This is a genomic window from Pseudomonas fluorescens (genome assembly GCF_902497775.2).
Taxonomy (GTDB): Bacteria; Pseudomonadota; Gammaproteobacteria; order Pseudomonadales; family Pseudomonadaceae; genus Aquipseudomonas; species Aquipseudomonas putida_F.
This window is the reverse complement of the sequence record NZ_OZ024668.1, coordinates 4,118,963-4,145,643: the sequence shown is the minus strand read 5'-3', so window position 1 is coordinate 4,145,643 and position 26,681 is coordinate 4,118,963. Positions and strand designations below refer to the sequence as shown.

The 26,681-nt window shown below is 62.9% G+C and carries 21 protein-coding genes; 7 read left to right on the top strand and 14 right to left on the bottom strand.

What is annotated here, in order from left to right:
- Positions 1-16 precede the first annotated feature (16 nt).
- Entirely contained in the window at positions 17-1,117 is a 1,101-nt protein-coding gene (locus F8N82_RS19080; RefSeq protein ID WP_038996765.1) for an efflux RND transporter periplasmic adaptor subunit, read from the top strand.
- A 6-nt stretch (positions 1,118-1,123) separates the two neighbouring features.
- Complete coding sequence (locus F8N82_RS19075; protein ID WP_038996764.1) at positions 1,124-4,189, top strand: efflux RND transporter permease subunit; 3,066 nt, start codon at positions 1,124-1,126, stop codon at positions 4,187-4,189.
- Between the two features lie 60 nt (positions 4,190-4,249).
- Here F8N82_RS19075 and F8N82_RS19070 read toward each other — a convergent pair whose 3' ends face one another.
- From F8N82_RS19070 to plsB, 3 genes are all read right to left on the bottom strand, one after another.
- On the bottom strand, positions 4,250-4,939 hold the full coding sequence (locus F8N82_RS19070; protein WP_038996763.1) for a DUF4197 domain-containing protein: 690 nt from the start codon (positions 4,937-4,939) through the stop codon (positions 4,250-4,252).
- Positions 4,940-4,972: 33 nt separating this feature from the next.
- Positions 4,973-5,371 carry a YbaY family lipoprotein gene (locus F8N82_RS19065; RefSeq protein ID WP_038996762.1) on the bottom strand — a complete coding sequence of 133 codons (399 nt, stop codon included), beginning with the start codon at positions 5,369-5,371 and terminating at the stop codon, positions 4,973-4,975.
- Between the two features lie 84 nt (positions 5,372-5,455).
- The gene (plsB, locus tag F8N82_RS19060; RefSeq protein ID WP_150776881.1) at positions 5,456-7,942 is read right to left on the bottom strand and encodes a glycerol-3-phosphate 1-O-acyltransferase PlsB; all 2,487 of its coding nucleotides are present in this window, start codon (positions 7,940-7,942) and stop codon (positions 5,456-5,458) included.
- 222 nt (positions 7,943-8,164) lie between these two features.
- On the opposite strand from plsB, the gene F8N82_RS19055 reads away from it, so the two are divergent.
- Positions 8,165-8,374, top strand: a complete 210-nt coding sequence (locus tag F8N82_RS19055; protein WP_038996759.1) for a cold-shock protein — start codon at positions 8,165-8,167, stop codon at positions 8,372-8,374.
- Positions 8,375-8,462: 88 nt separating this feature from the next.
- Here F8N82_RS19055 and F8N82_RS19050 read toward each other — a convergent pair whose 3' ends face one another.
- From F8N82_RS19050 to F8N82_RS19035, 4 genes are all read right to left on the bottom strand, one after another.
- On the bottom strand, positions 8,463-8,840 hold the full coding sequence (locus tag F8N82_RS19050) for a hypothetical protein (RefSeq protein WP_038996758.1): 378 nt from the start codon (positions 8,838-8,840) through the stop codon (positions 8,463-8,465).
- A gap of 17 nt (positions 8,841-8,857) precedes the next feature.
- The gene (locus F8N82_RS19045) at positions 8,858-9,670 is read right to left on the bottom strand and encodes a putative RNA methyltransferase (RefSeq protein ID WP_095163247.1); all 813 of its coding nucleotides are present in this window, start codon (positions 9,668-9,670) and stop codon (positions 8,858-8,860) included.
- Positions 9,670-10,821, bottom strand: coding sequence for a succinyl-diaminopimelate desuccinylase (dapE, locus tag F8N82_RS19040; RefSeq protein WP_038996755.1), 1,152 nt, complete (start codon positions 10,819-10,821; stop codon positions 9,670-9,672). The genes F8N82_RS19045 and dapE overlap by 1 nt, the downstream gene beginning before the upstream one ends.
- A 142-nt stretch (positions 10,822-10,963) precedes the next feature.
- Positions 10,964-13,555 (bottom strand): glycosyltransferase, encoded by a 2,592-nt coding sequence (locus F8N82_RS19035; RefSeq protein WP_038996754.1) that lies wholly within the window; start codon positions 13,553-13,555, stop codon positions 10,964-10,966.
- 290 nt (positions 13,556-13,845) lie between these two features.
- Between F8N82_RS19035 and tcdA the strand changes: the two genes are divergently transcribed.
- Entirely contained in the window at positions 13,846-14,667 is an 822-nt protein-coding gene (tcdA, locus tag F8N82_RS19030; RefSeq protein WP_038996752.1) for a tRNA cyclic N6-threonylcarbamoyladenosine(37) synthase TcdA, read from the top strand.
- Here tcdA and F8N82_RS19025 read toward each other — a convergent pair.
- From F8N82_RS19025 to F8N82_RS19010, 4 genes are read right to left on the bottom strand one after another with little or no spacing between them, the layout of a single operon-like run.
- Entirely contained in the window at positions 14,646-15,056 is a 411-nt protein-coding gene (locus tag F8N82_RS19025) for a SufE family protein (protein ID WP_038996751.1), read from the bottom strand. The genes tcdA and F8N82_RS19025 overlap by 22 nt on opposite strands.
- Entirely contained in the window at positions 15,053-16,258 is a 1,206-nt protein-coding gene (locus tag F8N82_RS19020; protein WP_038996750.1) for an aminotransferase class V-fold PLP-dependent enzyme, read from the bottom strand. Before F8N82_RS19020 ends, F8N82_RS19025 begins: the two co-directional genes overlap by 4 nt.
- A gap of 54 nt (positions 16,259-16,312) precedes the next feature.
- Entirely contained in the window at positions 16,313-17,347 is a 1,035-nt protein-coding gene (dapD, locus tag F8N82_RS19015) for a 2,3,4,5-tetrahydropyridine-2,6-dicarboxylate N-succinyltransferase (RefSeq protein ID WP_095163246.1), read from the bottom strand.
- Positions 17,348-17,389: 42 nt separating this feature from the next.
- A complete protein-coding gene (locus tag F8N82_RS19010; RefSeq protein ID WP_095163244.1) occupies positions 17,390-17,752 on the bottom strand; it encodes an ArsC family reductase in 363 nt (120 codons plus the stop codon).
- A gap of 230 nt (positions 17,753-17,982) precedes the next feature.
- Here F8N82_RS19010 and F8N82_RS19005 point away from each other — a divergent pair, with 230 nt between their 5' ends.
- Positions 17,983-19,629 carry a Na+/H+ antiporter gene (locus tag F8N82_RS19005; RefSeq protein WP_038996749.1) on the top strand — a complete coding sequence of 549 codons (1,647 nt, stop codon included), beginning with the start codon at positions 17,983-17,985 and terminating at the stop codon, positions 19,627-19,629.
- A gap of 67 nt (positions 19,630-19,696) precedes the next feature.
- Here F8N82_RS19005 and dapC read toward each other — a convergent pair whose 3' ends face one another.
- From dapC to map, 3 genes are read right to left on the bottom strand one after another with little or no spacing between them, the layout of a single operon-like run.
- The gene (gene dapC / locus F8N82_RS19000) at positions 19,697-20,890 is read right to left on the bottom strand and encodes a succinyldiaminopimelate transaminase (RefSeq protein ID WP_038996748.1); all 1,194 of its coding nucleotides are present in this window, start codon (positions 20,888-20,890) and stop codon (positions 19,697-19,699) included.
- Between the two features lie 23 nt (positions 20,891-20,913).
- On the bottom strand, positions 20,914-23,613 hold the full coding sequence (locus F8N82_RS18995; protein WP_038996747.1) for a [protein-PII] uridylyltransferase: 2,700 nt from the start codon (positions 23,611-23,613) through the stop codon (positions 20,914-20,916).
- Positions 23,614-23,634: 21 nt separating this feature from the next.
- On the bottom strand, positions 23,635-24,417 hold the full coding sequence (map, locus tag F8N82_RS18990; protein ID WP_038996746.1) for a type I methionyl aminopeptidase: 783 nt from the start codon (positions 24,415-24,417) through the stop codon (positions 23,635-23,637).
- A 344-nt stretch (positions 24,418-24,761) separates the two neighbouring features.
- On the opposite strand from map, the gene rpsB reads away from it, so the two are divergent.
- Both rpsB and tsf read left to right on the top strand, forming a co-directional pair.
- Positions 24,762-25,502 carry a 30S ribosomal protein S2 gene (gene rpsB, locus F8N82_RS18985; RefSeq protein WP_038996744.1) on the top strand — a complete coding sequence of 247 codons (741 nt, stop codon included), beginning with the start codon at positions 24,762-24,764 and terminating at the stop codon, positions 25,500-25,502.
- 193 nt (positions 25,503-25,695) lie between these two features.
- Complete coding sequence (gene tsf, locus F8N82_RS18980) at positions 25,696-26,559, top strand: translation elongation factor Ts (protein WP_038996743.1); 864 nt, start codon at positions 25,696-25,698, stop codon at positions 26,557-26,559.
- The last annotated feature ends 122 nt before the right edge of the window (positions 26,560-26,681 follow it).

Genomic DNA, 26,681 nt, shown 5'->3' with positions numbered 1-26,681 from the left:
CGAAAGGTCATCCATCATGTTGCGCCATGCCTTGCCCCTCGCTTTGCCCGTCGGTCTCGTGCTGTTGCTTGCTGCCTGTGGGCAGGAAAGCGCACCGCAGACTTCCCTTCGTCCGGCCATGGTGGTGCAGCCGCAGCCGGCCAGCGCCGCTGCCGACAGCTACCCTGGCGAGGTGCGTGCGCGCTTCGAGCCGGAGCTGGCGTTCCGTATCGGTGGCAAGGTCAGCAAGCGCCTGGTCGAGGAGGGGCAGCGGGTCAAGGCCGAGCAGGCACTGGCCGAACTCGACCCCCAGGACGTACGCCTGCAACTGGAAGCCAGCCGTGCCCAACTGGCCGCCGCCGAAGCCAACCTGAGCCTGGTCAAGGCCGAACGCGACCGCTACAAGACCTTGCTCGACCGGCAGATGGTCAGCCATTCGCAATATGACAATGCCGAAAACCTCTACCGCGCAGGTCTCGCCCGGCTCAAGCAGGTACGCGCCGAGTTCGACGTCGCCGGCAACCAGGCAGAGTACGCCGTGCTGCGGGCATCCCAGGACGGGGTGATTGCCAAGCGTCAGGTCGAAGTGGGGCAGGTGGTATCTGCCGGGCAGACGGTATTTACCCTGGCCACCGACGGTGAGCGCGAGGTGCTGATCGGCCTGCCGGAGCAGAACTTTGGCCGTTTCAAGGTTGGCCAGGCGGTGTCGGTGGAGCTCTGGTCGCAACCGGATCAACGCTTCAACGGCCGTATTCGCGAGCTGTCACCCTCGGCTGACCCGCGCTCGCGGACCTTCGCTGCGCGCATCGCCTTTAGCGCTGGCAAGGTGCCGGCCGAGCTTGGCCAGAGCGCCCGGGTGTATATCCAGCACGCCGAGCAGATTCCCCTGGCGGTGCCGCTCTCGGCGCTGACCTCAGAGAACGGCCAGACCTACGTCTGGCGTGTCGATGCCAACAACACCCTCAAACGCGTGCCGGTGCGGGTTGGTGCCTACGGTGAAAGTACCGTACCGGTGCTCGAAGGCCTGAATGCCTCGGACTGGGTGGTGGCGGCCGGCGTGCATGTGCTCCAGGAGGGGCAACAGGTGCGTCCGGTGGATCGTTCCAATCGTGTGGTGAATCTGGCGGCCAAGGAGTAAGTCCCGATGGGTTTCAACCTTTCCGCCTGGGCCCTGCGCAATCGGCAGATCGTGCTGTTCCTGATGATTCTGCTGGCCGTGGTCGGCGCGCTGTCCTACACCAAGCTGGGGCAGAGCGAAGACCCGCCCTTTACCTTCAAGGCCATGGTCATCCGGACCATCTGGCCAGGCGCCAGTGCCGAGGAAGTCTCGCGCCAGGTGACCGAACGCATCGAGAAGAAACTGATGGAAACCGGCGAGTACGAGAAGATTGTCTCGTTCTCGCGCCCCGGTGAATCGCAGGTCACCTTCATGGCCCGCGACTCGATGCATTCGGCCGACATCCCCGAGCTGTGGTACCAGATCCGCAAGAAGGTCGCCGATATCCGCCACACTTTGCCCCAGGGTATCCAGGGGCCGTTCTTCAACGATGAATTCGGTACCACCTTCGGCAATATCTATGCGCTGACCGGTGACGGCTTCGACTACGCCGTGCTCAAGGACTACGCCGACCGGGTGCAGATCCAGCTACAGCGGGTCAAGGATGTCGGCAAGGTCGAGCTGTTGGGGCTGCAGGACGAGAAGATCTGGATCGAGTTGTCCAACCTCAAGCTGGCCACCCTCGGCCTGCCCTTGGCAGCGGTTCAGCAGGCGCTGGAAGAGCAGAACGCGGTGAGCACCGCAGGCTTCTTCGAGACCCCGAGCGAGCGCCTGCAACTTCGCGTCAGCGGGCGCTTCACCACGGTCGAGCAGATCCAGCAGTTCCCGATCCGGGTCGGCGATCGCACCTTCCGTATCGGCGATGTCGCCGATGTGCGCCGAGGTTTCAATGATCCGCCCGCACCGCGCATGCGCTTCATGGGCGAGGATGCCATTGGCCTGGCGGTGTCGATGAAGGCGGGAGGCGATATCCTGGTGCTGGGAAAGGCCCTGGAAACCGAGTTCGCCCGCATCGCCCACAACCTGCCGGCCGGCATGGAGCTGCGCAAGGTCTCCGATCAGCCGGCAGCGGTGAAGACCGGCGTTGGCGAGTTCGTCCAGGTGCTGGTCGAAGCCCTGGCCATCGTCTTGCTGGTGAGCTTTTTCTCGCTGGGGATGCGCACCGGCCTGGTGGTGGCCCTGGCCATTCCGCTGGTGCTGGCGATGACCTTTGCCGCCATGTACTACTTCGGCATTGGCCTGCACAAGATCTCCCTCGGTGCGCTGGTACTGGCCCTGGGCTTGCTGGTGGATGACGCGATCATTGCCGTGGAGATGATGGCGATCAAGATGGAGCAGGGTTTCGACCGGCTCAAGGCCGCCAGTTTCGCCTGGACCAGCACTGCCTTCCCGATGCTCACCGGCACCCTGATCACTGCCGCAGGCTTCCTGCCGATTGCCACCGCGCAGTCCGGTACGGGCGAGTACACCCGCTCGATCTTCCAGGTAGTGACTATCGCCTTGCTCGCCTCATGGATCGCTGCGGTGGTGTTCGTGCCCTACCTGGGCGAGCGCCTGCTGCCGGACCTGGCCAAGCTGCACGCGGCCAAGCACGGCACCGCCGAGGGCGGCCCGGATCCGTACGGCACGCCGTTCTACCAGCGTGTGCGGCGCCTGGTCGGCTGGTGCGTGGAGCGGCGCAAGACGGTGATCGTGGCGACCATCGCCCTGTTTATCGGCAGCATTCTGTTGTTCCGCTTCGTGCCCCAGCAGTTCTTCCCGGCCTCCGGGCGCCTGGAACTGATGGTCGACCTCAAGCTGGCCGAAGGCGCCTCGCTGAGCAACACCGCCGAGCAGGTCAAACGCCTGGAAGCGCTGCTCAAGGAGCGCGCGGGAATCGACAACTATGTGGCCTATATCGGCACCGGTTCGCCGCGCTTCTATCTGCCATTGGATCAGCAACTGCCGGCGGCAAGTTTTGCCCAGTTTGTGGTATTGGCGAAAACCATCGAGGAGCGTGAGCAACTGCGCAGTTGGCTGATCGCCACCCTCGATGAACAGTTCCCCGACCTGCGTTCGCGAGTCACGCGCCTGGAAAACGGCCCGCCGGTGGGCTACCCGGTGCAGTTCCGGGTCACTGGCGAGCACATCGAGCAGGTGCGTGCCCTGGCCCGTAAAGTGGCGGCCAAGGTGCGCGAGAACCCTCATGTGGTCAACGTCCATCTGGACTGGGAAGAGCCAAGCAAGGTGGTCTACCTGAACATCGACCAGGACCGCGCCCGCGCACTGGGGGTGAGCACGGCGAACCTGGCGAAGTTTCTGCAAAGCTCGCTGACCGGCTCTGCGGTCAGCCAGTTTCGCGAAGACAACGAGCTGATCGAGATCCTCCTGCGCGGTACCCAGCAGGAGCGCAGCGAGCTTGCCAACCTGCCAAGCCTGGCGGTGCCCACCGACAATGGCCGCAGTGTGGCGCTGTCGCAGGTGGCGACCCTGGAATATGGCTTTGAAGAGGGCGTCATCTGGCACCGCAACCGCCTGCCCAACGTCACCGTACGTGCCGATATCTATGGCAAAGAGCAGCCGGTGACCCTGGTCAACCAGATCCTGCCGACCCTGGACCCGATACGTGCCGAGCTGCCTGATGGCTATCTGCTGGAAGTGGGTGGCACGGTGGAAGACTCGACCCGTGGGCAGAAGTCGGTAAACGCCGGGGTGCCGTTGTTCATCGTCGTGGTACTGACCTTGCTGATGCTGCAATTGCGCAGCTTCTCGCGCACGGTGATGGTGTTCCTCACTGCGCCCCTGGGGCTGATTGGCGTGACCCTGTTCCTGCTGGTGTTCCGCCAGCCGTTCGGGTTTGTGGCGATGCTCGGGACCATTGCCCTGTCAGGGATGATCATGCGCAACTCGGTGATCCTGGTCGATCAGATCGAGCAGGACATTGCCGCCGGGCTGGACCGCTGGCAAGCGATTATCGAGGCGACGGTGAGGCGCTTCCGGCCGATCGTACTGACAGCCCTGGCGGCAGTGCTGGCGATGATCCCGCTGTCACGCAGCGTGTTCTTCGGGCCGATGGCAGTGGCGATCATGGGCGGTTTGATCGTGGCGACGGCGTTGACGCTGTTGTTCCTGCCGGCGCTATATGCGGCGTGGTTCAGGGTCAAGAAAGCCTGAGCGCCTCATCGCGGGGCAAGCCCGCTCCTACGGTAGGAGCGGGCTTGCCCCGCGATGCTTTTAAAGCGCGCCAAACACCTTCTTGGCAATGCTGGTAGCCGCCGCAGCCGGGTTCTGGCGGATGGTTTCTTCCTGCTTGGCAATCATCTCGAACAGGCCGTTGAGCGCCTGTTCGGTCACGTAGCCTTCGACGTTGGCATTCTTGGCATCCAGCACGCCAAGGGTCGCCGCTTGCCCGGCGAAGTTGTTGTATTGCTGGGCAAGGCCAACCTGGTCGGTGGCTTTCTTGACGATCGGCAGGAACTTGGCGCGAATCTGCTCGCGGCTGGTCTTGCTCAGGTACTGGGTAGCCGAATCGTTGCCGCCGCTGAGGATGCCCTTGGCATCGTCCACGGTCATTTTCTTCACGGCATCGACCAGCAGCGCCTGGGCCTGCGGCATGGCCGCCTCGGCGGCTTTGTTCATGCTGGTTTCCAGTTGCTCGACCTGGGCGCCCATGCCGAAGGTCTTCATCTTCTTGGCCGCTTTGCCAAGGTTGCCCGGCAGTTCGATGCGCACATCCGGGTTGTTGCTGAAACCACCGGGGGTGCCCAGTTGTTTCACTGCTACCTGGGCGCCCTGGGTCAGTGCGTCTTTCAGGCCAGTGGAGGCATCTTTTTGCGAGAGGTCGCCGAGCGACAGCGCCAGGGCGCTGGCTGACAGCAGCAGGCCGGCGCACAGGCCGGTGAAGGTTAGAGCAGGGCGGAACATGGCAGCATCCTTATGCGAAGGGAACACAATCAATCAACGAACGGCATCGACCTTGATCCGCACCGGCTGCGGGTCGTTGCCATCAAGCTGCACACCATGGTGTTCGGTATTGATGAACAGCAGCTTGCCGTCCAGTTCGATCCGCGCGCTGACCGCATAGCGGTGGCCGGGCTTGACCTGAGCAGGATCGTAGCTCAGGTGGAAGGGCAGCGGCACGTTGCCTTTGACCGGGCCGCTCTGGCTGGCCAGGGTGACGGCGGGGGCGTCCATCAGCGAAACGTCCTGCAGGGCGACGCTCAAAGTGGCGGCCGGCGGCAGGGCGATACGTTGCAGGTAGAAGACCTCGCCATCGAGGCTGGCCTTGGGCGCTTCAGGGGTGCTGCTGCACGCGGCCAGCAGGCTGCCAAGAAGGATCAGGGACAGTTTTTTCATCAGTAGCTCCTTATCGTTGGCGCCGCTACGGCGGTCGCCAACCGGTTCGATTCGTGTTGCTCCAATGGCACGGGCCAGTATGGCCTATGCCGCGGTCTCGGTGGCTTCTTCGCTGCGATGCAGGGCTACCTGGCGGATCGACAGGCGCACCTGCGCCGACAACACCCGCTTGGCCGCGCCTTCGGCCAGCTCGCTGAGTTTTTCGTGGTAACCGAGCTTGCCATTGACGTCCGGATGCAGCACGCCTTGTTCGATCTGGGTCTGGATGAAGTGGCGGAACAGGGTTTTGTCGAAGAACTCCGGGGCGTTCAGGCCATGCAAAATCGACAGGCGCTGGGCCATGATCACGCACAGGTCTTCCAGCTCTTCGGCGCTCAGCGTGTGCTGGCCGCTGTTGAGCAGCAAGGCGGTGGCCATGTAGAAGCGCTGCAGGGTCTGGGTGATGGCACGGGCCAGCAGGGTCAGCAGCACGAACTGCCGCGAACTTGGCGCCGGGCGCAGGTACACGCCGTTTTCAAAGCGCAGCAGGCCCTGCTCGACGAAAGCCTCCAGCCACTGGTCGATGACTGCGTCCAGCTCATCGAGCTCCCAGCGAATGAACAGTTCCGATTGCAGGTACGGGTACAATGCCCGGGTGTACTGCAGGATCAGTTCGCGGCTCATCCGCGAGCTGCTCTGGAAGAAGCTTGCCAGCAAGGCCGGCAGGGCGAAGATATGCAGCACGTTGTTGCGGTAGTAGGTCATCAGGACGGCGTTCTGCTCGTCCAGGTAGAGGATCTTGCCTAGCGCATCGCTCTGCTCGGCCAGCAGCTCCATGCCCTTGACGTGGCTGATCAGGGCCAGGCCATCGCCTTCAGGCAGCGTGGTGTGCGGCGAGTAGGGCACCTTGCGCAGCAGTGCCAGGTACAGGTCCAGCACCCGCGCCAGGGCGCGTTCGTCCAGGGCCAGGCGGCTGGTGGAGAGCAGCGCCAGGGCCACCAGGTTGACCGGGTTGATCGCCGCTGCCTCGTTCAGGTGCTGGGCGACCTTCTCGCCCAGGCGCGATGTGGTTTCGTTGAGCCAGGCCGGGCGGAACTGTGGGCCGTGCTCCTGCTCGCGCCAGCCGGGTTGCTGCTGGTCGAGGAAGGCGCCGAGGCGGATCGGCTCGCCGAAGTTGACCGCCACCTGGCCAAAGCGTTGCTTGAGCGCGCCGATGACCTTGAAGATGTCGAAAATCGTTTCTTTCTTCTTGCTCGCCCCGCGCAGTTCGCCCAGGTAGGTGCGGCCTTCGAGTACCCGTTCATATCCGATGTACACCGGCACGAAGACGATTGGCGTGCGCGATGAACGCAGGTAGCTGCGCAGGGTGATGGCGAGCATGCCGGTTTTCGGCTGCAGCATGCGCCCGGTGCGCGAGCGGCCGCCCTCGACGAAGTACTCGACCGGGAAACCCTTGGTGAACAGGGTGTGCAGGTACTCGTTGAACACGGCGGTGTACAGCGGGTTGCCCTTGAAGGTGCGGCGCATGAAAAACGCCCCGCCACGGCGCAGCAGGCCGCCGATCACCGGCATGTTGAGGTTGATCCCGGCAGCGATGTGCGGCGGCGTCAGGCCGTTGCGAAACAGCAGGTAGGACAGCAGCAGGTAGTCGATATGGCTGCGGTGGCACGGCACGTAGATGACTTCGTGGCCCGGGGCGATGCCCTGCACCTGCTCGATGTGGTTGACCTTGATGCCGTCGTAGATCTTGTTCCAGAACCAGCTCAGTACCACTTCGAGGAAGCGGATGGCGGTGTAGGTGTAGTCCGAGGCGATCTCGTTGCCGTAGCGCAGGGCCTGGGCTTCGGCTTTTGCCAGCGGGATTTTCTCGCGTTCGGCTTCATCGGCAATGGCCTGGCGCACCAGCGGGTCGTGGACCAGGCCCTTGACCAGGTTGCGCCGGTGGGAGATGTCCGGGCCGATGACCGCGCTCTTGAGGTTGCGAAAGTGCACCCGCAGCAGGCGCTGGGCCATGCGCACGGTGCGCTCGTGACCTTTGTTGTGTTGCACCAGCTCGCGCAGGTGAATCGGCGCCGAGAACTGCACGCGGGTCTTGCGCCCGAGGATCAGTACGGTGAGCAGACGGCGCAGGCGCCCGGTAACTGCCCAGCTGTCGGCGAACAGCAGCTTCCAGGGGCTGGATTCGCTGGCCGGCGACTGGCCCCAGAACACGCTGACGGGGATGATCTGTGCATCTTCCTCGGCATGCTGGCTGATGGCGTTGACCAGCCGCGCCAGGGTGGGAGGGGCGCCGCGCTTGTCCTGGCGGCCGAGCCAGTCGGGCTCCGGCGTCAGGTAAAAGAACGCTGCGGGCTCTTGCAGGGTACCCACGGCGACCGGTAGCACCGGGCGAGGCAGCCCGGCTTTGGTGCATTCGCGGTCAAGCACGGCAAGGTCGGTGAGCGACGGCGACTGCAGGGCGTAGAACACCGGCCGGCTGCGATCCAGGTTCAGGGTAAAGGACGACTGGTTGATGGTCTCGGAGCGAACCCACAGGTACAACAGGCGACGCAGGGCGCCGAAGATCAGGCGGCGCAAGGGGGAACGGGTCATACGGTGTGTGCTCTGGATGAGATTTTCGAGTACTTGCTCAGTCGACTAGTGTGCCGTATCTGCGCAAGTTCAGCAAAAAGCGCCCCGGTCATGAAAATTAATTTAAGTGTGTCATATACTCGGTCCGCCGCTTGCAAGAGATTTGCGCAAGCTGCGTCGGCAGGGGGCCGTGACCCCTCTGCATGCAAGGCGATTCCAAAATAAAAATCCGGAGTAGTGCAGATGTCGTCTCGTGAGACTGGAAGTGTAAAGTGGTTCAATGACGCCAAAGGTTACGGCTTCATTCAGCGTGAAGGTGGCGCGGACGTGTTCGTTCACTACCGTGCCATCCGCGGGGAGGGTCATCGCACCCTGCTTGAGGGGCAGCAGGTCGAATACAATCTGACTCAGGGCCAGAAAGGCCTGCAGGCAGAAGACGTAGTCGGGCTGTAAGCGCCGGGCCACAAGCCTCGAGCCTGGGCCCAGAAGCGAAAAGGCCCGCCGCCGGACGACCGGGGCGGGCCTTTTCGAAAAAGCTCTTTCAGGCGGTACGCCAGGTGATTTCCTCTTCACCGTCGGCACTGATGCGGATCCAGCGATCGGCATCCTCTTCACCTTCTTCCTCGACCCAGCTGCCCGGTGCGCAGCGCACTTCGACGTTCAGTGCGGCAAAGGCGGCGCGGGCGCAGGCAATGTCGTCATCCCACGGCGTCTGGTCGCTTTCCAGGAAAAGACTGTTCCATTTGCCTACAGCCTTCGGTAACCAGGTAACTGGAATGTTACCGGCCTTGCACTTGTAGGTCTGGCCTTTCTGCTGCCAGTCGCTGCACGGGCCGAGCGCTTCAGTGAGCCAGGCAGCAATCTGCTTGTGGTCGACGTCGGCGTCTTTCAGGTAAATCTCGATATCGGGTTGGCGCATAGGGGCTCCGGGTGCGCTCAGTCTTGGCGCACAAAGTAATCGTAACGCATCGATACCGTGACCTCGAAAGGTTCGGCCTGGTCGATGACGCGCGCGCGTTTTTCAGCGCTGGCGCGCCAGCCATGCGGGGTCATGGCCAGCAGGTCGGCGCGGGCCTTGCTGTCGGCAAGGCTCAAGCGCAATTTCAGGGTTTCGCTGTGGGCGTGCCGCATGCCCTCGGGCACCAGTGCCAGGTGCTTGTCGTCGCTGTAGTCGCGCACTTCATCGTAGAGCTTGTGGCGCAGCTCGATCAGGTGCTCGTTGGTCGGGCCGACACGCATCAGGCCGCCGCCGGGGCTGAGCAGGCGCAGGGCCTCTTGCCAGTCCAGAGGGCTGAAGACACTGGCCAGGAACTGGCAACTGCCATCGGCCAGCGGCACCCGGGCCATGCTCGCCACCAGCCAGGTCAGCGCCGGGTTGCGCTTGCAGGCGCGCTTGACCGCTTCGCGGGAGATGTCCAGGGCGTAACCGTCGGCTTCGGGCAATGCCTGGGCAATTTGCGCGGTGTAGTAACCCTCGCCACAGCCGATGTCCAACCAGCGCGCGGGTGCGCGTTCAGCGGCAAGTTCGGCCAGGCGCCGGGCTACTGGAGCGTAATGGCCAGCGTTGAGAAAATCGCGGCGGGCCTCGACCATGGCCTGGTTGTCACCCGGGTCACGGCTGTTCTTGTGCTGCACCGGCAATAGGTTCAGGTAACCCTGACGGGCACGGTCGAAACGGTGGCCGGCCGGGCAGGCCACACCATTGTCGAGCGTGCTCAGCGCGGCGCTGCAGATCGGGCAGGTGAGCATCAGGCAAGCAACCGGGTCAGGGTCTGGTAGTAGATTTCGGTCAGCACATCGAGGTCGCTGGCCAGGATCCGCTCGTTGACCTGGTGAATGGTGGCGTTGACCGGGCCCAATTCGACCACCTGGGTGCCCAGGGTGGCGATGAAGCGCCCGTCGGAGGTGCCGCCGCTGGTCGAGGCCTTGGTCTCACGACCGGTGACCGCCTTGATGCTGGCCGATACCGCGTCGAGCAGGTCGCCCGGTTCGGTCAGGAATGGCAGGCCCGAAAGCGCCCAATCCACATGCCAGTCCAGTTGGTGCTTGTCGAGGATGGCGGCAACCCGCTGCTGCAGGCTTTCGACCGTCGATTCGGTAGAGAAGCGGAAGTTGAACAGCGCGGTCAGCTCGCCCGGTACCACGTTGGTGGCGCCGGTGCCGGAGTTGAGGTTGGAGATCTGGAAGCTGGTCGGCGGGAAGAACGCATTGCCTTCGTCCCAGTGCTCGCCAGCCAGTTCCGCCAGGGCTGGAGCTGCCAGGTGAATCGGGTTCTTGGCCAGGTGCGGGTAGGCCACATGGCCCTGCACGCCACGCACCGTGAGCTTGGCGCCAAGCGAGCCGCGACGGCCGTTCTTGACCACGTCACCGACCAGGCTGGTGCTCGATGGCTCGCCGACGATGCACCAGTCCAGGCGCTCGTTGCGCGCGGCCAGGCGCTCGACCACGGCCTTGGTGCCGTGGTGGGCCGGGCCTTCTTCATCGCTGGTGATCAGGAAGGCGACCTTGCCGCGATGGTTCGGGTAGTCGGCGACGAAGCGCTCGGTAGCCACCACCATGGCGGCCAGGCTGCCCTTCATGTCGGCCGCGCCGCGCCCGCAGAGCATGCCGTCGGCATCGATCAGGGCGTCGAACGGATCGTTCTGCCAAGCCTGCACCGGGCCGGTCGGGACCACGTCGGTGTGGCCGGCGAAGCACAGCACCGGACCTTCCTGGGTGCCATGGGTAGCCCAGAAGTTGTCGACGTCTTCGATGCGCATCGGCTCAAGCAGGAAACCGGCATCGCCCAGGCGCTGCATCATCTGTTTCTGGCAGTCGAAGTCCAGCGGGGTTACCGACGGACGGCGAATCAGGTCGCAGGCCAGTTCAAGGGTAGGCGAGAGGTCGGCTGGGGCCGTCATGGGGAACTCCGGGGGCAAGGCAGGGCACGAATTCGAGGGGGGTTATCTTATAGCAATTCAGCGCCCTGTAGGAGCGGGCGTGTCCCGCAATTGCGGGCCATCGCATCGCGGGGCACGCCCGCTCCTACAGGTTATCTCAGGGTCAGGAGGCCTGGGCCGGCTGCGCGGCATCCACCGGCTTTGGCAGCGACGACAGCAGGGCCATGATCAGCGCCGCCAGGTACGGCAGCGACTGCACCAGCAGCATGGCCACCCAGAAGCGCATGTCATTGCTCGGCAGACCCTGGACCAGATAGATCCCGGCCGCCGCGCCCCACAGCAGCAGCATGATGAACAGCTCTTCACGGGCCTCGGACAGTGCCACCAGCACACCATGGCTGTCGGCGTTCTTTGGCGTGCGGAAGAACGGAATGCTGCTGGTGAAGAAACCGTACAGCACCGCCTTGGCGATGGTGTGCGACAACGCAAGGCCGGCCAGCGCCGCGGCGAAGGCGTCCTTGAGGTTCACGCCCACCGCACGGCGGTAGAGGAACACGATCTTGCCGACCTTGAACACGAACAGCGCCAACGGTGGAATGGCGAAGATCAGCAGCGGCGGGTCGACCCGTTGCGGCACGATGATCATCGCTGCCGACCACAGCAGCGCGCCGACGGTGAAGAAGATGTTCATGCCATCGGCGATCCACGGCAGCCAGCCGGCGAGGAAGTGGTAGCGCTGGCCACGGGTCAGTTCCGAGTCCTTGCCGCGCAACAGGCTCGCGGCGTGGCGCTTGATGATCTGGATGGCGCCATAGGCCCAGCGGAAGCGCTGCTTCTTGAAGTCGATGAAGGTATCGGGCATCAGCCCCTTGCCATAGCTCTCGTGGGAATACGCCGCCGAGTAGCCTTTCTCGAACACCCGCAGGCCCAGCTCGGCGTCTTCACAGATACACCAGTCGGCCCAGCCCAACTCTTCGAGTACCGAGCGGCGGGTCATGGTCATGGTGCCGTGCTGGATGATCGCGTCACGGTCGTTGCGGGTGACCATGCCGATATGGAAGAAGCCCTTGTACTCGCTGTAGCAGAGCTTCTTGAAGGTGCTTTCGTTCTGGTCGCGATAATCCTGGGGCGATTGCACCACGGCAATCTTCGGGTCGGCGAAGTGCGGCACCATGTGCTTGAGCCAGTTGCGATCGACGCAGTAGTCCGAGTCGATCACCGCGATCACTTCGGCGTCCTTGGCGGTATGCGGGATCAGGTAGTTCAGCGCGCCGCCCTTGAAGCCGGCCAGGGGCGCGACGTGGAAGAACTTGAAGCGCTCGCCGAGCATCTCGCAGTGGGCCTTGATCGGCTCCCAGACCGCCGGGTCCTTGGTGTTGTTGTCGATGATCAGGACTTCGTAGTCCGGATAGTCCAGCGCGGCCAGGGCGTTGAGGGTCTGTTTGACCATCTCCGGCGGCTCGTTGTAGCAGGGCACATGCACCGAGACCTTGGGGCGGTAGGCGGCGTCGGCCTGCACCGGCAGGAACTCCCGGCGGCGCTTGTGGATCCATACCGCTTCGGCCAGTTCATGGGCCTCGGTGAGCAACACAATGAATACGCCGAGTGCGCCGAGGGCGAGCAAAAAGCCCACGGTCAGGCTGAACCAGGTGCTGTACTGCTGGCTGTAGTCGTAGCCGATCCACACCAGCACCGAACCGCAAAGGAAAGCGATGAAGGTCAGGAAGGTCCGGCCGCGCTGGCGCAGGGCCGAGCCGTCGATCAGCAGCAGGGTCAGCGAGAGCATCGCCAGCACCACCGAGCCGACTGCCAGCACGCGCCATTGCGGAATGGCCACCACCGGGCCTTCGAAGTTGAATTTTTGCTGGCGGGCAGCGTTGAACACGCCCCAATAGGCGCCCACCGAGCCTTCGTCGCTGGCCTTCCACGGTTGGTCGTAGGCTTCGATGACAAAGTAGTTGTAACCCTGGCGGTTGAGCTTGTTGACCAGGGTGCGCAGATAGATGGCCTGGTCGGCCTGGGTGGCGTCGGCACCGCCGCGCATGCGGCCGTTGCTCGGCCAGCCGACTTCAGACAACAGCAGGGGTTTGCGTGGGAATTGTTGCTTGAGGTCGCGGGCGCGATCCAGGACGAACTGGCCGGCATCCTTCATCGGGATGAATTCCCAATACGGCAGGATGTGCGCCGCCACCAGGTCCGCATGCTTGGCCAGCTCCGGATGATCTTTCCAGATGTGCCACTGCTCACTGGTGGTGACTGGCACTTTTACCGCCGCGCGCACCCGGTCCATGTACTGGATCAGCGCTTCAGGGGTGATCTCCTTGCGAAACAGCGCTTCGTTGCCGACCATTACCCGCACGACACTGCGCGAGCTGTTGGCCAGTTCGATGGCTTTCTCGATTTCCCGCTCGTTGCGCTCAAGGTCGGGGCTGATCCACACCCCCAGGGTCACACGCAGGCCGAACTCTTCGGCCAGGCGCGGAATCTCCGCCTGGGTGCCTTCAACAGTGTAAATCCGGATGCTGTCGGTCAGCTTGCTGAGCTGCTCGAGATCCTGGCGCAGTTCGTCCTCGCTCGGGTACTGGCCCTTTTGCGGGCTCTCGCCCAGGCGGAACGGCGAATAGGAGAAACCGGAAATCTGCTCCGGCCAGTTGGGGGCGGAAACCGGGCGGTTGATCAGCGCCCAGAACCCGGTGAATAGTGCGGCGATAGCCATGACTATTACCAGGTTGATACCAAATTTACGCGATGACATAGATAGTTCGGGTTCCGAAAGGTGGAACGGGCGGGCGCCAGGAGGCGCGAATCCTGCGTGCTTCCTGCCCAGGCAGTGTGGGAGCAGGTCGGTGGCAGAAGATTGGATTGGCTTCAGGAGCTGAAGTTCTTAGGCCCGTGCTTTTGTCGTCCAAGTCTTAGGATTGCATAGGACATTAAAGCAGGATTACAACTACCTTTACCAATGCACCACTCAGGCGGCGGGCACAGCAGGGTGCCATCGCGCCGCAAGAGGCCTATAATGCGCGCCGGTTTTTTCGGGGTTGGGCCATGAGTACAGAAGATCCACGCTTTGCCGGTGTCGCCCGGTTATACGGTGACAACGGCCTGCAGCGCCTGCGCGAGGCCCATGTGGCCATCGTCGGTATCGGCGGGGTCGGCTCCTGGGCGGCCGAAGCCATGGCCCGTAGCGGTGTGGGCGAAATATCGCTGTTCGACCTCGATGATGTCTGCGTCAGCAACACCAACCGCCAGTTGCATGCCCAGGAAGGCAATATCGGCCGGGCCAAGGCCGAGGTCATGGCCGAGCGCCTGCGGGCCATCAACCCAGCGTGCAAGGTGCATGCGGTGGTGGATTTCGTCACCAAGGAAACCCTGCCCGAGTACATCGGCGAGCACATCGATTGCGTGATCGACTGCATCGACAGTGTCATGGCCAAGGCCGCGTTGATTGGCTGGTGCAAGCGCCACAAGATCACCATTATCAGCACCGGTGGTGCCGGTGGGCAGATCGACCCGACCCAGATCCGCGTCGCCGACCTGAACAAGACCTTCAACGACCCGCTGGCCTCGCGGGTGCGTTCGACCCTGCGTCGTGACTATGGGTTTTCCCGCACGGTAACCCGCAACTACAGCGTGCCCTGTGTGTTCTCCACCGAGCAACTGCGCTACCCCAAAGGTGACGGCAGCGTCTGCCTGCAGAAGAGCTTTGTCGGCGAGGGGGTGAAGCTCGATTGCTCCGGCGGCTTCGGCGCGGTGATGATGGTCACCGCGACCTTTGGCATGGTCGCCGCCAGCAAGGCGGTGGAAAAGCTTGTGGCCGGTGCCCGCCGCCCGTCCGAGCGCAAGGCTCAGGTGCCTGCGGCAAGCTGAGCCATGCGTTGCAGCACGGCGTTCAGGCCGTTGCTGCGCGAAGGCGAGAGCTGGCGGCCCAGGCCCAGTTGATTGAACCACGCGGGCAGGTCCAGTTGCGCCAGCTCAGCGCTGGACAGTCCCTCGACCCGCACCAGCAATAGTGCTAGCAAGCCGCGAATGATCCGCGCATCGCTGGCACCTTTGAAGCGCCACTGGCCGTCCTGTTGCTCGGCCACCAGCCAGACCTGGCTTTCGCAGCCATGAACACGGTTGGATTCAGTCTTTTCCTCTTCGCTCAAGGGCGCCAGACGCTCGCCCCATTGCATCAGCAGTCGCGCCCGCTGTTCCCAGCCTGGCGCCTGTTCGAAAGCATTCAGGGCTTGTTGTGCCACGACGGGCAGGCTCATCGCAGCAACTCCAGGGCTTGATCCAGAGCTTCGAAGAAGCGCTGCAGGTCGTTGGAGTCGTTGTACAAACCCAGGGATACGCGGATCGCGCCGTCCAGGCCGAGGCTTTTAAGCAACGGCATGGCGCAGTGATGGCCGGCGCGCACGGCGATACCCTGCTCGGTGAGCATATGGGCCAGATCAGCGTTGTGTACGCCCTCGACCACGAAGCTGGCCAGGGCCAGTTGCGGCTGGCCGAGCAAGCGGATGCCGTCGCGGTCGTTGAGGCCGCGCAGCAGGTGGCGGTGCAGGCCGGCTTCATGCTCGGCGACTGCGTTGGCATCCAGACCCGCCAGGTAATCGAGGCTGGCGCCCAGAGCGATCACGCTGGCAATGGGCGGGGTACCGGCTTCGAAGCCCAGGGGCGCCGGGCGAAAGCTGGCGCTGTGGTAGTCGGCGACCTGTACCATCTCGCCGCCGAACTGCCAGTGACGCAGGCGCGCCAGGGCTTCGCTGCGGCCGTAGAGCACGCCGACACCGTCAGGGCCATACAGCTTGTGGCTGGAGAATACGTAGAAGTCACAGCCCAGTTGACGTACGTCGTGGCGGCCGTGGACCACGCCTTGGGCGCCATCGACCACGGTCAGTGCGCCTTGGGCCTGGGCATGAGCCAGCAGTGGCTCCAGTGGCTGCCAGGCGCCGAGTACGTTGGAAAGCTGGCTGACCGCCAGCACCCGGGTACGCGGGCCAATCAGTTGCAGGGCGATGTTGAGGTCGATCAGGCCGCGACTGTCCAGTGGCAGGACTACCAACTTGAGCCCGCGACGCTGAGCCAACTGCTGCCAGGGCAGCAGGTTGGCATGGTGTTCCAGGGCGCTGATGGCGATCTCGTCACCGGCCTCGAACAGCGGCTCAAGCCCATAGGCGAGCAGGTTCAGGGCCGAGGTGGCGCCATGGGTGAAGACGATTTGCTGGCTGTCTGCGGCGTTCAGCCAACCGGCAACCTTTTCCCGGCTGCGTTCGAAGGCCTGGGTAGCCAGGGCGCCGGGCAAGTGTTGGGCACGGTGCACATTGGCTGCACCATGGCCGTAATAGTGGCTCAAGGCATCGAGCAGGATTTGCGGTTTTTGCGTGGTAGCGGCGCTGTCCAGGTAGGTCTGGTGTTGCCGTTGCAGGGCGTCGATGGCTGGAAAGTCAGCGCGCCAGGGGGAGGGCTGGAACATGATGATCGGACCTGAAAATCGGGCCTGGCGTTAGGCCAGACCCGATGGTACCACTTAGTTGTGGGCGTGCAGCGCTTCGTTCAGCTCGATGGCCGATTTGTGGGTCTTGCACTCCACGGCGCCGTTGAGCGAGTTGCGGCGGAACAGCAGGTCGGTCTGGCCGGCCAGGTCACGGGCCTTGACGACCTTGACCAGCTGGTTGTTCTCGTCCAGCAGGTTCACCTTGGTGCCAGCGGTGATGTACAGGCCGGCTTCGACGGTGTTGCGGTCGCCCAGCGGGATGCCGATACCGGCGTTGGCGCCGATCAGGCAGCCTTCGCCAACCTTGATGACGATGTTGCCGCCGCCGGACAGGGTGCCCATGGTCGAGCAACCGCCGCCCAGGTCCGAACCCTTGCCGACGAAGACGCCCGCAGAAACGCGGCCTTCGATCATGCCCGGGCCTTCGGTGCCGGCGTTAAAGTTGACGAAGCCTTCGTGCATGATGGTGGTGCCTTCGCCGATGTAGGCGCCCAGGCGCACACGAGCGCTGTCGGCGATACGCACGCCGGCAGGGACGACGTAGTCGGTCATTTTCGGGAACTTGTCCACCGAGAACACTTCCAGCAGTTCGCCCTTCAGGCGCGCTTCCAGTTGCTGCTCGGCAAGCTCGGCCAGGTCGATGGCGCCCTGGCTGGTCCAGGCTACGTTCGGCAGCAGCGGGAAGATGCCGGCCAGGTTCAGGCCGTGTGGCTTGACCAGGCGGTGCGAGAGCAGGTGCAGCTTCAGGTAGGCTTCCGGGGTGGAGGTCAGTGCGGCGTCTTCGGCCAGCAGGGTGACCACCAGCGGCTTGTTGCTTTCTGCCAGGCGGGTCAGCAGTGCGGCCTGGGCAGCGTCGACGCCCTTGAGGGCTTCGGCCAGTTGGGCCGCCTGGCTGGTGCTGAAGGCGATCGCCTGGTTACCGCCTTCGTAGCCCAGGACTGGGGCGATGGCCGCGACCAGTTCGGCAGCCGGGTTGATCAGCGGCTGTGCGTAGAAGACTTCCAGCCAGGCGCCTTGACGGTTCTGGGTGCCGACACCGAAGGCCAGGCTGAACAGGGTAGTGGACATGCAGTTACCTCTTGCGAAATTGAATGAAAGCTCGGCGCCGGGTTACTGAAGGGCGGCCGCGTACAGATCAGGCTTGAAGCCGACCAGGGTCCGCTTGCCGAGGTCGAGCACAGGGCGCTTGATCATCGACGGCTGGGCCAGCATCAGTTCGATGGCTTTGGCCTGGTCGAGATCGGCCTTCTGGGCGTCGTCGAGTTTGCGGAAGGTGGTGCCAGCACGGTTGAGTACGGTTTGCCAGCCATGTTCATCGCACCAGCGCTCAAGGCTCGCACGGTCGATGCCCTGGGTCTTGTAGTCGTGGAAATCGTAGCCCAGGCCCTGGTCTTCGAGCCAGGTGCGGGCTTTCTTCATGGTGTCACAGGCCTTGATTCCATAAAGGTGCAATGGCGTGTCGCGTTTGGTCATGTCTTGCCCCCCTGGGAAAAAATGGTGAAGGATTATGCCATGGTCGGCAGCTTTGGGTTGGCGCTGCCGCGGCTCTTTGTAGCATTGTGTTACAGGTTCTTGGCAGTACTGCGACTTTTGTGCAGCGGTGCGCCGGCAGCCTAAGCGGCTAATATGTCGTTTCAATGGCAATGCCGTACCCAGGCCCGCATAAGTTATTGAATGCGTTTGAATTGAACAGGACTCGCCGAATGCAATCAGCCTACACCGTTCTCATCCTGCTGATGCTGGTGAGTGTATCCAAACTGGTCGGGCGGATGATCCCGCTGCCCTTGCCGTTGGTGCAAATTGCCGCTGGCGCCTTGCTGGCGTGGCCTACCCTGGGCCTGCACGTGGCCTTGGACCCGGAATTGTTTCTGTTCTTGTTCTTGCCGCCGCTGCTGTTTTCCGATGGCTGGCGGATGCCCAAGCGTGAACTGTGGAAGTTGCGCGGGCCTATCCTGACCCTGGCCGTCGGCCTGGTGCTGTTTACCGTGGTCGGGGCGGGCTATTTCATTCACTGGATACTGCCGAGCATCCCCTTGCCGGTGGCCTTTGCCCTGGCTGCCGTGTTGTCGCCCACCGATGCCGTGGCGGTCTCGGCGATTACCCAGGACCGCTTGCCGACCCCGTTGATGCACATGCTTCAGGGCGAGGCGTTGATGAACGACGCCTCGGGCCTGGTGACCTTCAAGTTCGCCCTGGCGGCGGCGATTACCGGCGTGTTCTCCCTGGCCGAGGCCAGCTTGACCTTTGTGCTGGTGGCCGTCGGTGGCCTGGCCATTGGTGTGGCCCTGAGCTGGCTGGTCGGCCGCCTGCGCGCCTGGATGATTGCCCGCGGCTGGGATGATCCGGCCACCCATGTGGTGTTCATGTTGCTGTTGCCATTTGCCGCTTATGTGCTGGCCGAACGCCTGGGCGCCTCCGGCATTCTCTCGGCAGTGGCGGCGGGGATGATGCAGAGCTGGCTCGACCTGCTGCCCCGCCAGACCAGCACGCGCTTGCTCAACCGCAGCGTCTGGTCGCTGCTGGAGTTCGCGTTCAATGGCCTGATCTTTCTGCTGTTGGGCTTGCAGTTGCCCGATATCATCAAGGCGGTGACCAGCCACGAAGCCTCGCTGTGGCCGACCTTGTTGTGGCGCTGCCTGGATGTGGTGGCGATCTTCGCGGTGTTGCTGGCCTTGCGTTTCATCTGGGTGCAGAGCATCTGGCGCTTGATTGGCGTGATCCGTCGCTGGCGCGGCAAGGAAGACCTGGTGCTGATGCCCAACGCCCGTTCTTGCTGGTTGTTGACTGTCGGTGGCGTGCGCGGGGCGGTGACCCTGGCCGGTGTCATGTCGGTGCCGCTGCTGATCAGCGCCGGCAAGGACTTCCCCGAGCGCGATTTGCTGATATTCATTGCTGCCGGGGTGATTCTGCTGTCGCTGGTGTCGGCGTGCATTGCCTTGCCGTTGCTGTTGCGCGGTGTCACCAAGAGCCCGGATGACGCCCTGCGCCAGGAAGCCCAGGACGCCTGGCGGCGCACAGCTGAAGCGGCGATTCACGCCCTCGAGGCAGAAGACCTGGCTGAGGCCGGTGCCCCACTGGATGCGTCCCAGGCAGCACTGGCGGCAGAACTCAAGGCACGGTTGATGGCGGAGTACCGGCATCAGCTCGATACCTTCAACGACAGCGCCGAGGCCCAGGCCCTTGCCGAGCAGATGGATCACCTGGAGCGGCGCTTGCGCCTGCGGGCGCTGCGGGCCCAGCGTCTGGAACTGTACAACCTGCATCGCCAGCACCAGATTGGCGATGACGTGGTGCGTCAGGTGCTGGGGGAGCTGGATATGAGTGAGGCGAATCTGGGGCCGGTGAAGTAAAGCATCGCGGGGCAAGCCTGCTCCTACCATCTTCAGTGGGAGCGGGCTTGCCCCGCGATGTGGCTACTTACTTCTGCAAGAACGCGCGAATGCGCTCGGCGGCTTCCACGCATTCGGCCAATGGCGCCACCAGCGCCATGCGCACGCGCCCGGCACCCGGGTTGACGCCATCTACTTCACGGGACAGGTACGAGCCCGGAACTACGGTAACGTGCTGGGCTTGGAACAGGTCGCGGGTGAAGGCGGCGTCATCGCCAGGTACCTTGGCCCACAGGTAGAAGCCGCCATCCGGGCGCTGCACGTCCAGTACCGGGGCGAGGATCTGCAGCACTGCCTCGAACTTCTCGCGGTACAGGTCGCGGTTGGCCAGCACGTGCTCTTCGTCGTTCCAGGCGGCAATGCTCGCCAGCTGGGTTTGTACCGGCATGGCGCAGCCGTGGTAGGTGCGGTAAAGCAGGAACGGCTTGATGATCTCGGCGTCGCCGGCCACGAAGCCTGAGCGCAGGCCCGGCAGGTTAGAGCGCTTGGACAGGCTGTGGAACACCACGCAACGCTTGAAGTCGCTGCGGCCAAGCTCGACGCAGGCGCTGAGCAGGCCCGGCGGCGGGCTTTGCTCGTCGAAGTACAGCTCGCTGTAGCACTCGTCGGCGGCGATGACGAAGTCGTACTGGTCGGCCAGGGCGATGAGCTTTTTCAGGGTGTCCATCGGCACCAGGGCGCCGGTGGGGTTGCCCGGGGAGCAAAGGAAGAGGATCTGGCAGCGCTGCCAGGTCTCGGCCGACACCGCGTCGAAGTCCGGGTTGAAGCCGTTGCTGTCCAGGCACGGCAGGTAATGCGGGGTGGCGCCGGCCAGCAAGGCTGCGCCTTCATAGATCTGGTAGAACGGGTTGGGGCTGATCACCAGGCCATCGTCGGCGCGATTGACCACTGCCTGGGTGAAGGCGAACAGCGCTTCACGGGTGCCATTGACCGGCAATACGTGTTTGTCGGCATCCAGCCATCCCGCCGGTACGCCAAAGCGTTGCTCGCACCAGCGCACGATGGCCTGGCGCAGGGCTGGCAGGCCGACGGTGGTCGGGTACACCGCCATTTGCTTGAGGCTTTCGGCCAGGGCCTGGGCGACGAACGCCGGCGACTCATGCTTCGGTTCACCGATCGACAGGGCAATGGCGCGTTTGTCCGCCGCCGGCGTCACGCTGCCGAGCAGGGCGCGGAGCTTTTCGAACGGGTAGGGCTGAAGCTGAAGCAAATCGGAATTCATCGGCGCAAGGTCTCGTCAAACGTTCAAATGGTCAGGCGGGTCAAAGGCACCCCGGTCGCCTGGTCGACGCGCAGTTGCTCGACGATCGCATCCTGCAGGCGGCTGCACAGTTGCGGGTCGGACAGGGGCTGGTTGTCGGCGTCGGTAATGAAGAACACGTCTTCGACCCGTTCGCCGAGGGTGGCAATCTTGGCATTTTGCAGTGACAGGTCGAACTCCAGGAAAATCTTGCCGATCCGCGCCAGCAGGCCGGGGCGGTCGGGGGCACTGAGTTCGAGGATGGTCACCGGGCGCTGGGCATCGTTATGGATGGTCACCTGCGGGGCAAAGGTGAAGTGCTTGAGCTGGCGCGGTACCCGGCGCTGGATGATGGTCGGGTAGTCGTCGGGGTTGCGCAGGGCGTCGGTCAGGCCGTCGCGAATCTGCTTGACTCGCACGGGATTGTCGCCGATCGAGCCGCCATCGTTGTCGAGCACGATATAGGTGTCGAGGGTGAACTGGCTGCTCGAGGTGATGATCCGCGCGTCATGGATGTTCAGGTTCAGCTGGTCCATGGCCGCCACGGTCACGGCGAAGAAGTCGTGCTGGTCGGGGGCGTAGATGAAGATCTGGGTGCCGCCTTCGAACTCGCGCTGGGTGGTTTCCTTGATTAGCACCAGTGGCCCGCCGTCGGCCGGCTGCTGAAGGATGGCATCGCTGTGCCAGGCCACGTCGGCGGCAGTGTGGCGCAGAAAGTAGTCATCGCCCAGTTGCGACCATAGTTGCTCGACGTCGTCCGGGTCGGTGCCCTCGCGAATGAGGATGTCCAGTGCCGCGCTCTGGGTCTGGCGGATCTGCTCTTCGCGGTCCAGCGGGTTTTCCAGGCCGCGGCGCAGGGCACGCTTGGTCTCGGTGTAGAGCTGGCGCAGCAGGCTGGCGCGCCAGGAGTTCCACAGGCTCGGGTTGGTGGCGTTGATATCGGCCACGGTCAGCACGTAGAGGTAGTCCAGGCGCGTTTCGTCGCCCACCAGTTGGGCAAAATCGTAGATCACCTGTGGGTCGGAAAGGTCCTTGCGTTGGGCGGTGGTCGACATCACCAGGTGATGTTGCACCAGCCAGACGATCAGGCGGCTATCCCAGCTCGGCAACTGATGGCGTGCGCAGAAGGCCTGGGCGTCCACCGCGCCAAGCTCGGAATGGTCGCCCTGGCGGCCCTTGCCGATGTCGTGATAGAGCCCGGCCAGGTAGATCAGCTCCGGCTTGGGCAGGCGGCCCATGAGCTTGCTGGCCAGCGGGAATTTCTCCGAAACCGGGGTGTACTGCAGTTTGCGCAGGTGCTTGATCAGGTTCAGGGTGTGCGCATCGACCGTGTAGATGTGGAACAGGTCGTGCTGCATCTGTCCGACGATCAGGCCGAACTCCGGCAGGTAACGGCCGAGAATACCGTAGCGGTTCATCCGCCGCAGGTTGCGGTGGATACCGATCTCGCACTTGAACAGCTCGATGAACAGGCTGGTGTTGCGGATATCGTTACGAAAGTCGTCGTCGATCAAGTGCCGGTGTTCGCGCAGCAGGCGAATGGTGTCGGCGCGCACGCCCTTGATTTCCGGGTGCTGGGCCATCAGCACGAAGATTTCCAGCATGGCGAACGGTGTGCGCTTGAAGACGTTGGTGCGCACCGCCTCGATATAGCCGTCATGCAGTTGGAAGCGCGCGTTGAGCGGCTGGGCGGCGCCGCTGTCGTCGTCGAGGATGACTTCTTCGAAGTGCTGGATGATCAGGTCGCTGAGCTCGGCGATGCTCATCACCACCCGGTAGTACTGCTGCATGAACTGTTCGATGGCGCGCTTGGGGTTTTCGTCGCCAAAACCGAGCAGGGCGGCAATGCTGCGCTGATGGTCGAACAGCAGGCGGTCTTCGGCGCGTCCGGCAAGCATGTGCAGGGCGTAGCGCACCTTCCAGAGAAACTCCTGGGACGAGGCCAGCAGGTTGTTCTCGCTTTCCAGCAAGAAGCCTTCGCCGGCCAGGGCGTGCAGGTTGAGGGTGCCGTACTGGCGGCGGGCGATCCACAGGACCGTCTGGATGTCGCGCAGGCCGCCCGGTGAGCCCTTGACGTTGGGCTCCAGGTTGTACTCGGTATCGTTGTATTTGTGGTGCCGGGCCTTTTGCTCGGCCCGCTTGGCCAGGAAGAATTCCTTGCTCGGCCACATGTGCGCGGTGCTGGTCACTTCGAGCATGCGCTGGCGCAGGTGCTCGGGGCCGGCAATGGTGCGGCTTTCCATGAGGTTGGTGACAACCGTCAGGTCGGCGCGGGCTTGTTCTGCGCATTCATCGACCGAGCGCACGCTCTGGCCCACTTCCAGGCCAATATCCCAAAGCAGGGTCAGGAAACGTTCGATCGAGTCACGAAAGACCTCGTGATCGGCGCTGTCGAGCAGGATCAGCAGGTCGATGTCGGAATAGGGGTGCAGCTCCCCGCGCCCGTAACCGCCGGTGGCGATCAGGGCGATATCGGCGTCTTCGCTCCAGGTAAACTGGTTCCACGCCTGTTGCAGGATATTGTCGACGAACCAGGCGCGGTCCTCGATCAGCCGGCGGATCTCGCGACCGCTGCGAAAACGGTTGTCGAGCACCTCGCCGGCCTGGCGGATGGCTTTCTTGAAGGCAGCGATGGGGCTTGCCTTAAGGGCCAGTTCCGCCTGGAACTGGCCGCGATCGAACAGCTCGGGATCCACCTGGGGCATCGAGAGGCTTTCCTGTAGGAGTCAGGCCGATGTGCGAGGAATAGTGTCGTCTTTACGCAGGGTGAAGATTTCGTAACCAGTCGCGGTCACCACCAGGGTGTGTTCCCACTGGGCCGAGAGCTTGCGGTCCTTGGTGATAGCGGTCCAGCCGTCGCCCAGCACCTTGGTGTCAGCCTTGCCCTGGTTGATCATCGGCTCGATGGTGAAGGTCATGCCTTCCTTGAGCTCCATACCGGTGCCGGCGCGACCATAGTGGAGGATCTGCGGCTCTTCGTGGAACACCTTGCCGATGCCGTGGCCGCAGAACTCGCGCACCACCGAGAAGCCGTTCTTTTCCGCGTGCTTCTGGATCACTTCACCGATGTCGCCCAGGCGGCAGCCCGGCTTGACCAGTTCGATGGCCTTGTACATGCATTCCTGGGTGACCTGGGACAGGCGTTCGGCCCAGACCGGCACGTTGCCGACGTGGAACATGCGGCTGGTGTCGCCGTGGTAGCCGTCCTTGATCACCGTAACGTCGATGTTCAGGGTGTCGCCATCCTTGAGCGGCTTGTCACCGGGGATGCCGTGGCAAACCACGTGGTTGACCGAGGTGCAGATCGACTTGGGGAAGCCCTTGTAGTTGAGCGGTGCCGGGATTGCCTGCTGGACGTTGACGATGTAGTCGTGGCACAGGCGGTCGAGCGCTTCGGTGGTGACACCGGGCTTGACGTGCTCTTCGATCATCTCCAGGACTTCGGCGGCCAGGCGGCCGGCGATGCGCATCTTTTCGATGTCTTCGGCGGTTTTGATGGTAACGGTCATTACAGGCTCTCTACGGCGCAGCAAGGCGCAAGTAATCTGGGGAAAGGCCGGATTCTAACAGAGCGAAGCCCGATTCAGGCGGCTATGGCGCTGATACAGCCTTTATATAGGGACCATTCTGGCGCTTATGGGCGGTGTGTGCAAAAGCCTGTGACGTTCTATGGTAATTCGGGTTTCGCTTGGCGGGCATCTGTGGTATAAAATGCGCCGCTTTCCGGGGATAGCTCCGGAAGCACTAAACCCACACACGTGTCGACACGATGACCTGGGTGCCTTCGATCCTCGGATCGCGGGTTGGTCATTGGGATACGTGGAGGCCCAACCCGACTTATCAAGGAACTATCATGTCCCAAGTCAACATGCGCGATATGCTGAAGGCCGGTGTGCACTTCGGTCACCAAACCCGTTACTGGAACCCGAAAATGGGCAAGTACATTTTCGGTGCGCGCAACAAGATTCACATCATCAACCTTGAAAAAACCCTGCCAATGTTCAACGAGGCACTGACCTTCGTAGAGCGTCTGGCCCAGGGCAAAAACAAGATTCTGTTCGTCGGCACCAAGCGTTCCGCTGGCAAGATCGTTGCTGAAGAAGCAGCACGTTGCGGTTCGCCGTACGTCGATCACCGCTGGTTGGGCGGCATGCTGACCAACTACAAGACCATCCGCGCTTCGATCAAGCGTCTGCGCGACCTGGAAACCCAGGCCGAAGACGGCACTTTCGCCAAGCTGACCAAGAAAGAAGCCCTGATGCGCTCCCGTGATCTGGAAAAACTGGATCGCAGCCTGGGTGGTATCAAGGACATGGGCGGCCTGCCTGATGCCCTGTTCGTGATCGACGTTGATCACGAGCGCATCGCTATCACCGAAGCCAACAAGCTGGGCATCCCGGTCATCGGCGTTGTCGATACCAACTCCAGCCCAGAAGGCGTTGACTACATCATCCCAGGTAACGATGACGCCATCCGCGCTATCCAACTGTACATGGGTTCGATGGCTGACGCCGTGATCCGTGGCCGCAACAACGTTGCTGGCGGTACCGAAGTGTACGCCGAAGAAGCAGCAGCGCCGGCTGCCGAAGCCTGAGTAACTGACGCTTAGCGTCTACTCGGCACGCGAAAAGGGGGCTTTGCCCCCTTTTTGCCACCTTGAAATCCTCTTGTCAGCATCGCCGTTGCAACCTTGTTACTGCATGAGTGCTGGTAAGTGGATTTACAGAATTGAACGCCCGTCAAGTATCGGGTGGAATGGTTGAAAACCTATCCAAGAGGAATTTGAAATGGCAGCAATTACTGCAGCGCTGGTCAAAGAACTGCGTGAGCGTACCGGCGAAGGTATGATGGATTGCAAAAAGGCTCTGGAAAAGGCCGGCGGCGACATCGAAAAAGCCATTGACGACATGCGCGCTTCGGGCGCCATCAAGGCCGCTAAAAAGGCCGGCAACGTTGCCGCTGAAGGCGCTATCGCCATCAAGGCCGACGACAAGTCCGCCGTCCTGCTGGAAGTCAACTCGCAGACCGACTTCCTGGCCCTGCAAGACGACTTCAAAGCTTTCGTAAACGACAGCGTTGAACAGGCCTTCGCCGAGAAACTGACCGAAGCCGCTCCGCTGATCGCTTCGCGCGAATCGGCTCGTGAAGCGCTGGTTGCCAAGGTTGGTGAGAACGTCAACATCCGTCGCCTGGTGCGCGTTGAAGGTGACGTTGTCGGCACCTACCTGCACGGCAACAAGATCGGCGTTGCTGTTGTCCTGAAGGGCGGCGACGTCCAGCTGGCCAAAGAAATCGCCATGCACGTAGCTGCCAGCAACCCAGAGTTCCTGAATCCATCGGAAGTCTCCGCTGAAGCAATCGAGCGCGAGAAGGCTGTATTCATGCAGCTGAACGAAGAGAAGATGAAGGGCAAGCCTGAGAACATCGTCGCCAACATGATCGACGGTCGTATCAAGAAGTTCCTGGCCGAAGCTTCGCTGGTCGAGCAAGCCTTCGTCATGAACCCGGAAGTCAAGGTCGGCGAGCTGGCCAAGAAAGCCGGTGCTGAAATCGTTTCCTTCACCTACTTCAAAGTAGGCGAAGGCATCGAGAAGCCAGTCGACAACTTCGCTGAAGAAGTTGCTGCTCAGCTGGCTGCTGCCAAGCAATAAGACAGATTCACCTCTGTCGCCCCGAAGAGGCTGCCCGCTCACGCGCGCAGCCTCTTTGTCAAAGCGGGAGCGGTTTACGAGACCGCCTTTCGCTGGCGCAGTAGCTGCGCCACGCTAGAGTT